Genomic DNA, 13,800 nt, shown 5'->3' on the forward strand with positions numbered 1-13,800 from the left:
ACCATGATTATCCTCATCCCCGCCTATAAGCCCGATACATCACTCGTGCATCTGGCCCACGCGCTCAAGGCACAGCATACCGGTAGCGACCCGCTCACCCTTTTGATCATCAACGACGGCTCCGGTGACGAATACGCCCCGATTTTTGATGAACTGCAGGCACTGGGTGCAGAAGTAGAACACCACCCGGTCAACCTCGGTAAAGGTGCGGCGCTGCGCACCGGTCTGAATTGGGCGCGCCTATACCGCCCCGAAGAAATCGTGATCACCGCGGACGCCGACGGCCAGCATTTACCTAAGGATATTTACACCGTCGCCGAGCATACTCTGCAGGCGGCTAAGCAGCAGCGTAAAGCACTCGTGCTGGGTGTACGCACCATCCCCGACCCGGCAGCGGGTCTAGAAGGCACCAAGGTACCCCTGCGATCCAAAGTGGGTAACTCGATGACCGTGGGTTTCTTCGCCCTGGCAACCGGCACGAAAATTGCCGATACTCAGACCGGCCTGCGCGGATTTACTCCGCAGATTATCGACTGGGCGCTGGAGATTCCCGGCAATAAATACCAGTACGAGTTCAGCATGCTGCTACGCGCCACTCGTGCCGGTGTAGACCTGGACGAGGTGCCCATTACCAAAGTCTACGAGCCGGGCAACCCCACCAGTCATTTCCGCCCTCTACAGGATTCCGCGCTGATTTATGCGCCTCTGCTGGGGTTCCTCGCCTCCTCCTTTCTGGCGGGGTTCATGGTGGATGCGCTCGCCCTCTTCGCCCTGGTAGCGGCCGGTGTGCCCCTGCTAGGAGCAGTTGTGGCGGCGCGATGCATCTCGGCACTCTGTAATTTCATGGTCAATCGCCTTATAATGCAGGACGGCGCTCAGCGCCCCAGTATTCAGCGCTCCATGGTGCGTTATGCTGTGCTTGCGGTAGCCCTGCTCATTGCTAATGCGGCTCTACTAGAACTGCTGGTTTCTTTGGGTATTCACCTGGTATTGGCAAAGATCCTCACCGAGCTAGTACTGATCCCCATTAGTTTCGCGGTACAGCGCCGCTGGGTATTCCTCCCTGTCCAGAAAACCCAGACTGCCATTCTATCTGCCCGTCAGCAGACCCTTATCTACCACTAATGACAGGTTTGGGACGCTTTAGCGCGTTTGGGATGTATCTAAGACATCCCAAACGCGCTAAAGCGTCCCAAATGCAGGATTAAGATTAAGAAGCGTACGAGCCGAGCATGCGCACAGCGCCGCCGTCTACGCCCTTAGCGCCCTGAACATAATCCGGGTTGTTGCTCTCCGGCTCGCCGGCAGCAACCACATCACCCATAATCCAGGAGGAAATACCGCGAGCATTCAGACGCTCAACAGCGGCATCCGCCACCGAAGGATCAACAATAGCGATCATGCCAACACCCAGGTTCAGAGTGCGCTCCAGATCAGCCAGAGGTACATTACCCAGCTGAGCAACCATAGAGAATACCGGGGGAATAGACCAGGTATTGCGGTTCACGCGACCTTCAAGACCCTGAGGCAGAACGCGAGCCAGGTTAGCAGCCAGACCGCCACCGGTCACATGGGAGAAACCGCGCACACCGTGACCGGTAGTGCCATCCTCACCATTGACCGGGAACGCAGCAGCCAGATCCAGGCAGTCCGCAGCGTAGACACGAGTGGGTTCCAGCAGCTCCTCACCCAGGGTGCGACCCAGCTCGTCGACGTGACGATCCAGACCCCAACCGGCAACATTAATCACCTTACGCACCAGGGAGTAGCCATTAGAGTGAATACCGGAAGAGGCCATAGCGATCAGCACATCGCCCTCACGTACACGGTCCGGGCCGAGCAGCTCATCAGCCTCAACAATACCGGTAGCAGCACCGGCAACATCGTACTCATCAGCAGCCAGCAGACCCGGGTGCTCAGCGGTCTCGCCACCGACCAGAGCGGTACCAGCCACAGAACATGCGCTTGCAATACCGCGCACAATATCAGCGATACGCTCGGGCACAACCTTACCGGTTGCAATGTAATCGGTCATGAACAGGGGCTTAGCGCCGCAGACCACAATATCGTCCACAACCATGCCCACCAGGTCAAAACCAATGGTGTCGTGAATATCCAAAGCCTGAGCAATAGCCACCTTGGTACCCACACCATCGGTGGAGGTAGCCAGGTAGGGCTTGCGGTACTTAGCCAGCTCGCTCAGATCGTACAGACCGGCAAAGCCGCCCACGCCGCCAACAACAGCGGAGGTGTGGGTCGCCTTCACAGCGTCCTTCATCAGCTCAACGGCGCGGTCGCCCGCCTCCACGTCAACGCCGGCGCTCGCGTAGGTTACGCTCGTATTCTCAGACATTAGTCCTCCTGGATAGACAGGGACGCCGGACGGCGATCCTCGGGAAGAAGCAAAGCTTCAAGTTCAGAGTCGGGACCCGGCTCGCAGGAACCGGTAGTATCGCAACCGCCCACCGGGGTCGGCTGCTCAACCAGCGGAATCAAACCGGTCGGCACCTTATTCTCCAGCAGGGGAGTGCCGGTGCGAGTATCAATAGAAATAGCCTCAGCGTGCTCGGGCTTAACCGGAACATCACGCTCCACGGTCACCTCAGCAGCCTTACCCGCCAGGGGGCCACCGGCGCCCTTACCTTCTTCGCTATCGAAGAGGGACTTACCGCGACGCTCCTCACTGGGCAGCTCAATCGGGTAGGTGCCGGTAAAGCAAGCGGTGCACATATTCTCGACCGACTGCTCGGTAGCGGCAATCATACCCTCGGGCGAAATATAACCCAGAGAATCCGCGCCCAGGTATTCGGCAATTTTCTCCACGCTGAACTCATTAGCAATCAGCTCGGAGCGGGAAGCAAAGTCAATGCCGTAGAAGCAGGGCCACTTAACCGGCGGGGAGGAAATACGCACGTGCACCTCGGCGGCACCGGCGTCACGCAGCATCTTAACCACGGCGCGCTGAGTATTACCGCGCACAATGGAGTCATCTACAATAATCAGGCGCTTACCCTCAACCACGGACTTGAGCGGGTTGAGCTTCAGACGAATACCCAGCTGGCGAATCGTCTGAGAAGGCTGAATAAAGGTACGACCAACATAGGAGTTCTTGACCAGGCCGTTACCGTAGGGAATCCCGGACTGCTCTGCGTAACCAATAGCCGCGGGCACACCGGATTCGGGGGTAGCCATGACCATATCGGCCTCAACCTGGTGCTCGCGCGCGAGCTGACGGCCCATTTCAACACGGGATTCGTACACGCTGCGGCCGTCAATGGTGGTATCCGGGCGAGCCAGGTACACAAACTCAAAGACACAGCCGGCGGGGTCAGCCTGAGCGAAACGCTGAGAACGCACACCGTTCTCGTCAATAGTTAGGAATTCGCCGGGCTCAACCTCACGCACGAACTCCGCACCCACAATATCCAGGGCAGCGGTTTCGGAGGCAACAACCCAGCCACTATCCAGGTTGTCGGTTTTGAGGGAACCCAGCACCAGGGGACGAACGCCCTGGGGGTCGCGGGCAGCGTAGAGCTTACCTTCATCCATAAAGGTCAGGCAGAATGCGCCACGTAGGGTGGGCAGCAAATCAAGGGCTGCCTCTTCCAAAGAATCAAAGTCGTGTTCAGCCAGCAGGGCGGTGACCAGAGCGGTATCGGTGGTGTTGCCCTGTGCGAGCTCGCCGTGTGTGGGCGGCTTGCCAGCGTTCTTAGCCAGCAGGCGGTCGTAAAGATCCGCAGAGTTGACCAGGTTACCGTTGTGCGCCAGGCAGAGAGTGCCGTGCGGGGTCGTGCCCAGGGTCGGCTGCGCATTGGCCCAGTGGGATGCGCCGGTGGTGGAGTAACGCGCGTGACCGATAGCGTGGTCACCCGGCATGGAGCTGAGCGTAGCTTCGTCAAAGACCTGGGATACCAGACCCATATCCTTGTATACGTGGATACGCTTGCCGTTGCTGGTTGCGATACCTGCTGACTCCTGACCGCGGTGCTGAAGCGCGTACAGGCCGTAGTAGGTCAGTTTAGCCACGTCTTCCCCGGGAGCCCAGACGCCAAATACGCCGCAGGCGTCCTTGGGGCCGTGATCAACCGGATCAAGATCGTGAGTGAGTTTTCCGTCGGGACGAATCAATTCACTTCTTTTCGACGTTGGGACTGCGGAAACGTGTGCCGCCTCCCTTGAGAGGTATTCAACGCCTTGAGCCGCTGAAAGTCTGTGTGCAAGGAATATGTAATGGCAGACACTACTTTAAGTTTACACCCTCAGCCCGCGAATCAACACCCAGGGTAACCTATAGCTGCACTTAAAGGTTGGCCCGGGTGCTGAACGGTGATTAAAGCAGATTAAAAGAGCGGGAAGAAACGCCCCAGATCGCTACGCTCACCGCTAGCGGATAGATCACCGCTAGCCAGAGCCTGATCCCAACTCAGAGCCCCGGTAATCAACGCCAGCCACAGAGCCGGGGACGTCTCCACCACCGACGGGGGAGTACCGCGCGTATGGCGAGGACCCGCCACACACTGAGTCACACCATAGGGAGGCACACGAACCTCAACGCTATTGCCCGGAGCCAGAGTCGCCAACTCCTCCAAACCGTAACGCACCGCGGTGGCGCGCACCCATCGAGGCAGAGCCGCCACGCTAGAATCCAGGGCGAAGAGCAAAGTTTCAGCGGGGACACTCTCAACCACCGGAGCTAGGGCGGTACGTACTGAGCTCAGAGCCGCCTGGCCGTCAGATTCGGAAATTTTACGATGAATAGCCACTTATGCCTCCCGGACACTATCCGTAACGGAGCCATCCAATGCCGCCTGCAGCGCAGGAGCCGGAATAATAGCACCCACACAACGGGCGGTCTGAGAAGGAACATCCTCAAGTCCGCCGGTCACCGGGCGCAACACGCGCGCCAGCAGTTGATCCACCAGGGACTCATCCAAGAAACCGGCAGCCTGCAGAGCTCGCAGAGCAACCATATAGGCGGCGCGATGGCTACCGTCAGAAATCTTCACCACCACAGAAGCACCCGAACGCAAGCCCATCGCCACAATACCCTCGGCGCCGTACTTGACCACCGCATCCAGCTCTTCGCTCAGCACAGTATCGGGGTGGTTCGGACCCTGAATCAGCTCGGGGTAATCCACCATCGCGGTTGCCACGGTGGAGGCGCGCGCATCGGCGCCCAGATTACGAATAGCGGACCCCAGGGTCGAGTAGGCACGTGCCAGACCCACCGGGGAAATGGCGTGTACGGGGGCGCCGCATCCGTCAATGCCGCTATAGGCGATCTTCTCGCCGGTGAACTCTTCAATCTCCTCGGCAATCATCTGCTGCAGGGGGTGAGAAGGATCCAAATAGGACTCCATAGTCCACAGCTCGGATCCCGGCTCAAGCTCACCGCGTTCCAGCTTCGCCGCGCACGCCCACAAAAAGGCTGCGTGCTTACCCGAGCAGGCATAAGCCAGGGGAGTCTTCGCCAGATTCTGGGTGATCATAGCGGTACGTGCCGTGGAATCATCCGGGTAGACCGCCGGGCATTGCAGGGCGGAGGCGTCGGTCCCGGCCTCAGCCAGCACATCCTGTACCGCGCGCATCTGCTCAAAGGTGCCGCGGTGGCTCGCGCAGGCAATAGCTACCTGGGCTCCGCGCAGAGGAGCACCCGCCTTGAGAGCACCAATAGTCTGCAGAGGCTTGAGGGCCGAACGCATATACACCGGCTCGTGCACGCTGCCCAGTTCAAGGGCAATCTCACCATCGGGGGAGAGGACCACGGCAATGCCGCGGTGACGGGACTCCACGGGGGCAGCGACAGGGTCAGTTCCTTCGCCGCGAGTAATATACGCCAGTTCTACATCGGGTGCTTGAAAAGTCATAGGCTCAATTATCCCATGAGTTTTAAAAGGTAGGCGCCCTCCCGCTGAATGCAGGAGGGCGCTTAGATCAAGGCATTAGATAAGAGCCGTAATAGCAGCCAGGGAACCAAAAAGAATACCCGGTGCATTGGCAATAACAATGGGCCAGTCACGCTTGCCCGCAGGGCGCCACAGACCGTAGGTTACCCACAGGGTGCAGTTCACAGCCGCCACCAGAGGCTGAATCCAGTCGCCCTTCGAGCCGTTGAGGTTACCAATAATCTGCGGGAAGTAGAAGACATACATGAGCACCGCGGTCACCGAAGCAACCTTGGCAAGAATCGGGAACGCCTTGGCGTAGAATTCGCTCTCGCTGCTCTGGGGCTGGGGTGCCTGGGTGTTTTCGGGCGTATTGGACATAGTGCTCTCCTTATCAAGGTATGTGGAATGGGGTGTGTTCTCACGCAGGATGCTCTGGTAGCGGCGTTCGCTAGCCATTGACATGAAAATGTAGGGGCGTAGCGCGCTAGAGCTAAAGAAAAAGAATATGGAAGCTTGTGTATATATAGCGCTGAGATATTGAGCTGAATTTCGCTCATACAAGGGTCAAGAACCTCGTGAAGCTTATCCGCCTGATATGTGAAATTTTCCGAGTCTGTGCACCGGCTGAGCCAATGGCGGATATGAACTATTGCTCCTTCAACCTTATGCCCCTTCGAACCCCAAAAGCAAAGGTCAGCGGTCAAAAAGAGCACCTAAAGGCCGGTTTTTGTGAACAACCAGACAAAAATATCAACCTATAGCGGATGATAAACGGGGTTGATGGAAATTAAAGCGTGATGGCTCACAAAACACTATTCCCGTACAGAAAATGGACACAGGTCGCCATAAAACATATGCCGTAGGTTACTCTAGTAACTATGAAGGTTTTGGTACTGGGCGGCGGCGGCCGCGAACATGCAATCATCCGAGCACTGCACAACGACCCCGCAGTGACTGAAATTCACAATGCGCCCGGCAACGCCGGCATCGCGCAGGACGCCATTGTCCACGCTGTCGACGCAAATAACCCCGAAGCAACCGTAGTGCTCGCCCGCGAAATCGCCGCGGACCTGATCGTCATCGGCCCCGAAGCACCCCTGGTCGCAGGCGTATCCGACGCCCTGCGTGAAGCGGGTTTCGCAGTCTTTGGCCCCTCCCAGGCAGCAGCAGAGCTAGAGGGCTCCAAGGCATTCGCCAAGAAGGTCATGGAAGAAGCCGGCGTGCCCACCGCCCGCGCCCTGGTCGCCACCACCGAAGAAGAAGCCGCCGCAGCACTGGACGAATTCGGCGCACCCTATGTTGTTAAAGACGACGGTCTGGCAGCAGGTAAGGGCGTTGTCGTCACCGAAGACCGCCAGGCAGCACTGGCACACGCCGCATCCTGCTTTGCAGCCGGCGGCAGCGTAGTCATCGAAGAATACTTGGACGGCCCCGAAGTCTCCCTCTTCGTCATTAGCGACGGTAAGAATGTATTGCCTCTGTCCCCGGCACAGGACTTCAAGCGCATCTTCAATAACGACGAGGGTCCCAACACCGGCGGTATGGGCGCATACACCCCCCTGCCCTGGCTGCCCGAAAACTTTGTCACCGAGGTCGTTGAAGCCGTTGCCCGCCCCACCGTGGCACGCATGGCAGAACGCGGCACGCCCTTTGTCGGCGTGCTCTTCTGCGGTCTTGCCGTCACCTCCAAGGGCGTGCGCGTAATCGAATTCAACGTGCGCTTTGGTGACCCGGAAACCCAGGCTGTGCTCGCACGCCTGCGCACTCCGCTCGGCTCCCTGCTGCTGGCAGCATCTCGCGGTGAGATCTCCGAAGATATGCAGCTGGACTGGGATCCGCGCACCGCAGTGGACGTGGTTATGGCGGCTGAAAACTACCCCGATACCCCGCGCAAGGGCGACGCTATCTCCGGTCTGGAGGCAGCGGCAGCAATTGAGGGCGTGCACGTAATTCACGCGGGCACCTCCGTTTCGGGTGAAGAGATTATCACCTCCGGCGGTCGTGTGCTGGCTGTTGTGGCTCTGGGTGAGAACCTGGAAGCGGCCCGCAATGCAGCTTACGCCGGTGTTGATGCTATTGAGTGGAATGGCGTGCAGTATCGCACCGATATTGCGCTCAAGGCGGTCGAAAACCGCATTAGCGTGCCCACCCCCTAAATTTTTATATGTCACGGCATCCGAAACCTGCACGGTTCGGGTGCCGTGCTTTATTCTTGAAACACACTCCAATTCACAACCCGCAAGGAGCACCCATGGCAAACGCCCCGCAGATTCCCGGTTGGACCCACATTTACTCCGGCAAAGTACGCGATCTGTACGTGCCGAACGAAGACTTCCATGAGGCAACCGGCCTGGTCATTGACGACAATACCGAGCTGCGCGCCGGCTCGGTCATGGTCGTAGCATCCGACCGTATTAGCGCCTTCGACAAGATTATTTCCACCCCCATCCCGGATAAGGGTAAGATCCTCACCCAGCTGTCCCTGTGGTGGTTCGAGCAGCTTGCCGACCTTGTGCCCAACCATGTGCTCTCTACCGATGTGCCCGCCGAGGTTGCCGGTCGCGCCATGATCTGCAAGTCCCTGAACATGTTCCCGGTGGAATGCATTGCCCGCGGTTACCTGACCGGTTCCGGTCTTGCTACTTACCGCGAGAGCGGCGAAATTGCGGGTGTGCAGCTGCCCGAGGGTCTGGTGGACGGCTCCCGCCTGGAGCAGCCGATCTTCACCCCCACCGGCAAGGCAGAGGTGGGTGAGCACGACGAGCTGATTACCCGCGATGAGCTCTACACCGAGGTGGGTCGCCCCGTGGGTGAGCGCCTGGAAGAGCTGACCCTGAAGATTTACTCCGCAGCTGAAGAGATTGCCCGTGAGCGCGGCATTATTCTGGCAGATACCAAGCTGGAATTCGGTACCGATTCTTACCGCGGCGAGATTACCCTGGGCGATGAGGTGCTCACCCCTGACTCCTCCCGTTTCTGGGATGCGGCAGAGTATGAGCCGGGTAAGTCTCAGCCCAGCTTCGATAAGCAGTTCGTGCGCGACTGGCTGCGCTCGGAGGAATCCGGCTGGGATGGTAAGACCTGGAACGGTAGCGAGGAGCCTCCGGCTCTGCCCGCTGAGATCGTGGAGAAGACCCGCGCGCGTTACGTTGAGGCTTTTGAGCGTCTGACCGGCCGCACTTTCGAGGCTTAATTAGCTTCTTGACCTATATAGACAAAAGGCTCTGATAAGGAATTACTCCTTGTCAGAGCCTTTTGCTATGGGATAGAAGTTATAGAGCCGAGGTGCGAGAACCGCACGACGAGCAAAAGCGTCCAGAGCCTCGAGAACATCCTTGAGGGTATCCCAATGGGGAGCCACATAGTCGGCGCTTACCGGAGAAGCGCCACCGATCCACACCCACTGGGTACGCAGCTGAGCGGCGTCTGGAATAACACCTTAATGAGAAAATTGGTGCAGATTTTCTCATTAAGAGCTCAGGGGCGTGGTCGGGTATAAACACCCAACCACACCCCGTATCCGCTTCCCGTGCAGAAGGCTTAGAGAAGTTCCTGCTGCTCGCTCGGCTCCTGACACTGCGGCAGAGTATCCTTACGCGCCGCCGAAGAGAGAGCATAGAACCACTGAATATGCTCGCACACCCTCTCATAGGCGGTCTGCTCATCGCGGGCAACCACCGCCTCCAAAATACCGCGGTGCTGCTGCTGCAGAGTGCGCTTTACGCCCTGCCAATCTTCCAGCTGAGGCACAGCCTCCTGCACATAGCTCACGGTCGCCATATGCAGAGAATCGATCACGGTATCCAGTACGATATTGCCGCCCAGAGCCGAAAGCTCATAGTGGAAACGAGCATCGCAAAAATGGAAACGCTCATCGCTGACCTGCTCGCTATCCATCTCCGTCAAATGCTCCAGAGCGCGCGCAATGGCGGCACTACGCTCGGGAGAATCCTCAGCTAAAGCGGCGGCACGAGCAGCGCTACCCTCCAGCAGCAGACGGGTAGAGACCACATCCTGCACAGGTAGGGAACGGGTGGCAATATGCATGCGCAGGGACCAGCTAATGGCATCGGTGGGTTCTGAAATAACAATCGCCCCCGACTTGGGGCCCGAACCGCTGGAGGAACGAATCAGACCCAGCGCGCTGAGAATATGCAGAGCCTCGCGCACCGATGGGCGAGAAATGCCGTATTTTTCCGCCAGGGCACGCTCTGAGGGTAGGCGGTCTCCCACCCGCAGCTCGCCCATGCGCAGGCGGCGTTCAAAAGTATCAAGAAGTAGCGAATAGCTACGATCTTGCATCACGAGTCTTCACCCCTGAAATATGTCTGTGTGTATGACGGGAGGCGGCGCGCCACGTGCAATACGTAACGCGCCGCCTCCTACCCAAGCTCATTCAGCCGTGATTAGCTCAGATGAACTTTAGGGAATCATGAAGTGCAGAACGTTGGTCTGCAGGAAGACCAGCGCACACACGACCACGAGCATTGCGAAGGACCAGGGAACGACAGCCTTGAAGATGTCGGATTCCTTACCCTCCATGTCCACAGAGGTAGCTGCAATAGCCAGCGACTGCGGGGAGATCATCTTACCGACCACACCACCGGTGGTGTTAGCAGCAAGCATGAGCTCGGGGGTAGCACCGGTCACGCCAGCAGCGTGCAGAGTATCGGATGCGGAGACCTGCAGCTTGGAGAACAGCGCGTTTGCACTGGTGTCCGAACCGGTCACAGCGGTACCGATCCAACCCAGAGCCGGTGCCAGGAATGCGTAGGCAACACCCAGAGATGCCAGGAAGGTACCCATTGCAACGGTCTGACCGGAGAGGTTCATGACGTATGCCAGGGCCAGCACGGATGCGATGGTCACAATGGTCCAGCGCATGCGGTGAACCACGGAGCCGAACTCGGTGAAGATAGCCGGGAACTTGAAGCCGTACTTACCGTTCTCGTTGAAGAAGAAGTAAATCACAGCAACAATCAGACCGGAGATAATCAGCAGAGTACCGGGGTTCGACAGCCAGGTGAACTTGTACTGGCCGGCAGACACAGCCTTACCGGTCTTATCAACCATGGCGTTAGCCAGGTCATCAATACGGTAGGTGACGGAGACCGAACCGAGGGTCTTCTTCAGTTCCTTCCAGAGGTTTGCAACACCGAAGATAGCAACCACGATCAGGTAGGGCAGAACAGCCATCCAGATACGAACTGCGGGCAGTTCTTCCTTCTTCTCGGAAGCAGCGGGCAGACCGTTACGCTCGCGAACACCCTCAATACCGCGCGGCTTCCATACCTGCAGGAAGAGCACAGCCACAGTCATGGAAGCGATACATGCGACCACGTCGGTCAGGTTGTAAATAGCGGTAGAAGCGGTGAGCCACTGAGCTGCACCGAAGGAAATACCGATGACCAGAGCAGGCAGCCAAGCGTCCTTAACACCCTGAATGCCGTCGAGCACGAAGAGCAGCAGAACCGGAACGAAAATAGCCAGCAGGGGAGCCTGGTGACCAACGATGGTAGCAATCACCTGGGGATCCTTACCGCCAACCTGGCCAGCGGTATCGATCGGCACAGCAACTGCACCGAACGCCACCGGAGCGGTGTTTGCAATCAGCACGGCGGTTGCAGCCTTCAGGGGCTTAACGCCCAGAGCCAGAATCATGGTTGCGGTAATTGCCACGGGAGCACCGAAGCCAGCCAGTGCCTCCAGCAGACCACCGAAGCAGAAAGCAATCAGGATCGCCTGGATGCGCAGATCGCCACCGCCGAGAATATCGAAGGTGCGGCGCAGATCCTCAAAGCGACCGGAAAGAACGGTGATCTGGTAGAACCAGATAGCACCCAAAATAACCCAGCAGATGACCAGACCGTGAACAGCACCAACGGTGGCACCGTATGCGGACAGACCCAGGGGCATGGTGAAGCCCACAACTGCGACCAGAATAGAAACAGCCAGTGCTACCAGCGCGGAAACGTGTGCGCGAGCCTTAACGCCCAGCAGCATCACGAAGAACGCCAGCAGCGGAATGGTAGCCACCAGAGCCGATAGGCCCAGGGAGTTACCCACCGCCTGAATATTTGCGGTGAACATATCCGCCCTCCTTGGTTCGGAAGAATTGTCAATGAATTTGATCCGGTACCTCATGAGCCGAACTGTGGCTGTGCGCCCGTGGCGCAGGAACAGTATCGGGCATGTGGTAAGACCAATATGTGTTACCTGTACCTTACGTGATGAGCTGCGCAGAGTTCAAGCTCGAGAGAGCATGGATTAGGGCGTTTTAGGGGCTTTAAGAGGGCAGAATGCTCGGGGAGTGTGGGCTGAAATACCCCGTATTCCTTGAATTCTCGGGCTCTATGGTCTGACCATTAGCCATGCAGAACATCAATGTGTCAAAACATGAAAATTCTCCCGGATTAAGCGCCGCCTGAGTGGGAAGGCGAGGGACAGCTCTTCGCGATGGGGGCCTTGATGAGCTGCCGGTATCCGATCTGAGCTGACTCTGGGTGTGGGTGGAAGTGGGTGGTGAGCGTATATCTATACGCCTCGAAGGGATGTTGGGTGCCGGCGTGTCGCCCTAGGGTGTATAAGATTGCTTACGTTATGAGCTGAGAGTGAATAGGTGTAACGGCAAGTATGCGATGCGCCTAGATGGGTGCAGCTCGGAAGAATCTGGAATGGTCGTTGTGTTTGCACCCCGTTGACAGAGAGGTCACGGTGACTCTAAGTAGCCCTGACTAGGGGATACACCTGTTTCCCGTAATACGTGCACCATATAAAGAGTGTGGTTAGTAAGTGTCGCACAATCTGCATCTGAAGCGCAGACGGTGAAATATGAAATGACTTAACTAAAAACTAAGGTATACCTTGTAATAATTTCATTAAAAAATTATGCGTTATTTCAATTCAGTTTTTAGAGCTTTGAAAAGCTAAAATAGTGTCAAAGACAAAAACCTCACACGCGGCTCCACCACCAGAAGGAACATAGCGTACCGCAGATGCCCGGGGCAGGCGCCACAAGCGCTCACTTCCCACATATTTCCCCGGCACTCGCACCACTGATACGTACGCATCAGGTGCCGGAACCGCACTAAATACAGGAAGGACGGCATCATGCGTATTGCACTTTTCTCCACGTGCATTGTTGATGGCATGTACCCCCGCACCGCTCGTGCGACCGTCGAAATTCTCGAACGTCTCGGCCACGAGGTTGTTTACCCTCCCGGTCAGACCTGCTGCTCCCAGATGCACGTAAACTCCGGCTACTTTGATGACGCATACCCGGTTGTGAAGAACCACGTTGAGTCCTTCTCCGACTGGGACTGGGATGTAGCTGTTGCTCCCTCCGGTTCCTGCGTGGCATCCCTGCGCCACCAGCAGGCAATGATTGCTCGCCGCGCGGGCGATGAAGCTCTGGCTATTAAAGCTGAGCAGATCGCTGCACGTACCTTCGAGCTCTCCAACCTGCTGATCGACATTCTGGGCATTACCGACGCAGCCGCTCAGCTGGGCTCCTACTTCCCCGAGCACGTGACCTACCACAGCTCCTGCCACGGTATGCGCATGCTGGGTCTGGGCACCCGCCAGCAGGATCTGCTCAAGACCGTTGAGGGTCTGAAGTACACCGAGCTGGAAGGCCTGGATCAGTGCTGCGGCTTCGGCGGTACCTTCTCCTTTAAGAACTCCGACGTTTCCGGTGCAATGGTCAACGACAAGGCCGACGCTGTGGAAGCAACCGGCGCATCCGTATGCTCCGGCGGCGACTGCTCCTGCCTGATGAACATTGGCGGCGCGCTTTCCCGCCGTGACTCCGAGGTTCAGACCATTCACTTCGCTGAAATCCTCGCATCCACCAAGGAAAACCCGCTGGTTATCACTGGCCCGGTTCAGCTGGCTAACTAAGACTTCAAGGACT

Annotated in this window: 11 protein-coding genes; 4 read left to right on the plus strand and 7 right to left on the minus strand. The window is 57.7% G+C overall.

Features of this window, described 5'->3' with window-relative positions:
- Positions 1-3 precede the first annotated feature (3 nt).
- A complete protein-coding gene (locus Q4P78_RS01445) occupies positions 4-1,125 on the plus strand; it encodes a glycosyltransferase family 2 protein (protein ID WP_303338521.1) in 1,122 nt (373 codons plus the stop codon).
- Between the two features lie 85 nt (positions 1,126-1,210).
- Here the strand turns inward: Q4P78_RS01445 and purM are convergent, their stop codons facing one another.
- The 5 genes from purM to Q4P78_RS01470 form a co-directional block, all read right to left on the minus strand.
- Positions 1,211-2,353 carry a phosphoribosylformylglycinamidine cyclo-ligase gene (gene purM, locus Q4P78_RS01450; protein WP_303338522.1) on the minus strand — a complete coding sequence of 381 codons (1,143 nt, stop codon included), beginning with the start codon at positions 2,351-2,353 and terminating at the stop codon, positions 1,211-1,213.
- Positions 2,353-4,128 (minus strand): amidophosphoribosyltransferase, encoded by a 1,776-nt coding sequence (gene purF, locus Q4P78_RS01455; protein ID WP_303338523.1) that lies wholly within the window; start codon positions 4,126-4,128, stop codon positions 2,353-2,355. The genes purM and purF overlap by 1 nt, the downstream gene beginning before the upstream one ends.
- Before the next feature lie 212 nt (positions 4,129-4,340).
- Complete coding sequence (locus Q4P78_RS01460) at positions 4,341-4,763, minus strand: sterol carrier family protein (RefSeq protein WP_303338524.1); 423 nt, start codon at positions 4,761-4,763, stop codon at positions 4,341-4,343.
- Positions 4,764-5,867 (minus strand): asparaginase, encoded by a 1,104-nt coding sequence (locus Q4P78_RS01465; RefSeq protein WP_303338525.1) that lies wholly within the window; start codon positions 5,865-5,867, stop codon positions 4,764-4,766.
- 75 nt (positions 5,868-5,942) lie between these two features.
- Positions 5,943-6,266, minus strand: a complete 324-nt coding sequence (locus tag Q4P78_RS01470) for a hypothetical protein (RefSeq protein WP_303338526.1) — start codon at positions 6,264-6,266, stop codon at positions 5,943-5,945.
- A gap of 500 nt (positions 6,267-6,766) precedes the next feature.
- On the opposite strand from Q4P78_RS01470, the gene purD reads away from it, so the two are divergent.
- Together purD and Q4P78_RS01480 are read left to right on the plus strand one after the other, a co-directional pair.
- Complete coding sequence (gene purD / locus Q4P78_RS01475) at positions 6,767-8,044, plus strand: phosphoribosylamine--glycine ligase (RefSeq protein WP_303338527.1); 1,278 nt, start codon at positions 6,767-6,769, stop codon at positions 8,042-8,044.
- A gap of 95 nt (positions 8,045-8,139) precedes the next feature.
- Positions 8,140-9,081, plus strand: a complete 942-nt coding sequence (locus tag Q4P78_RS01480; RefSeq protein WP_303338528.1) for a phosphoribosylaminoimidazolesuccinocarboxamide synthase — start codon at positions 8,140-8,142, stop codon at positions 9,079-9,081.
- Between the two features lie 347 nt (positions 9,082-9,428).
- Here Q4P78_RS01480 and Q4P78_RS01485 read toward each other — a convergent pair whose 3' ends face one another.
- A complete protein-coding gene (locus Q4P78_RS01485) occupies positions 9,429-10,190 on the minus strand; it encodes a FadR/GntR family transcriptional regulator (protein ID WP_303338529.1) in 762 nt (253 codons plus the stop codon).
- Between the two features lie 120 nt (positions 10,191-10,310).
- Positions 10,311-11,978 carry an L-lactate permease gene (locus Q4P78_RS01490; RefSeq protein ID WP_303338530.1) on the minus strand — a complete coding sequence of 556 codons (1,668 nt, stop codon included), beginning with the start codon at positions 11,976-11,978 and terminating at the stop codon, positions 10,311-10,313.
- Positions 11,979-12,998: 1,020 nt separating this feature from the next.
- Here Q4P78_RS01490 and Q4P78_RS01495 point away from each other — a divergent pair.
- Positions 12,999-13,787, plus strand: coding sequence for a (Fe-S)-binding protein (locus tag Q4P78_RS01495; protein ID WP_303338531.1), 789 nt, complete (start codon positions 12,999-13,001; stop codon positions 13,785-13,787).
- Positions 13,788-13,800: the final 13 nt, after the last annotated feature.

This window comes from Rothia sp. (in: high G+C Gram-positive bacteria) (assembly GCF_030540545.1).
In the GTDB taxonomy this organism is placed as follows: Bacteria; Actinomycetota; Actinomycetes; order Actinomycetales; family Micrococcaceae; genus Rothia.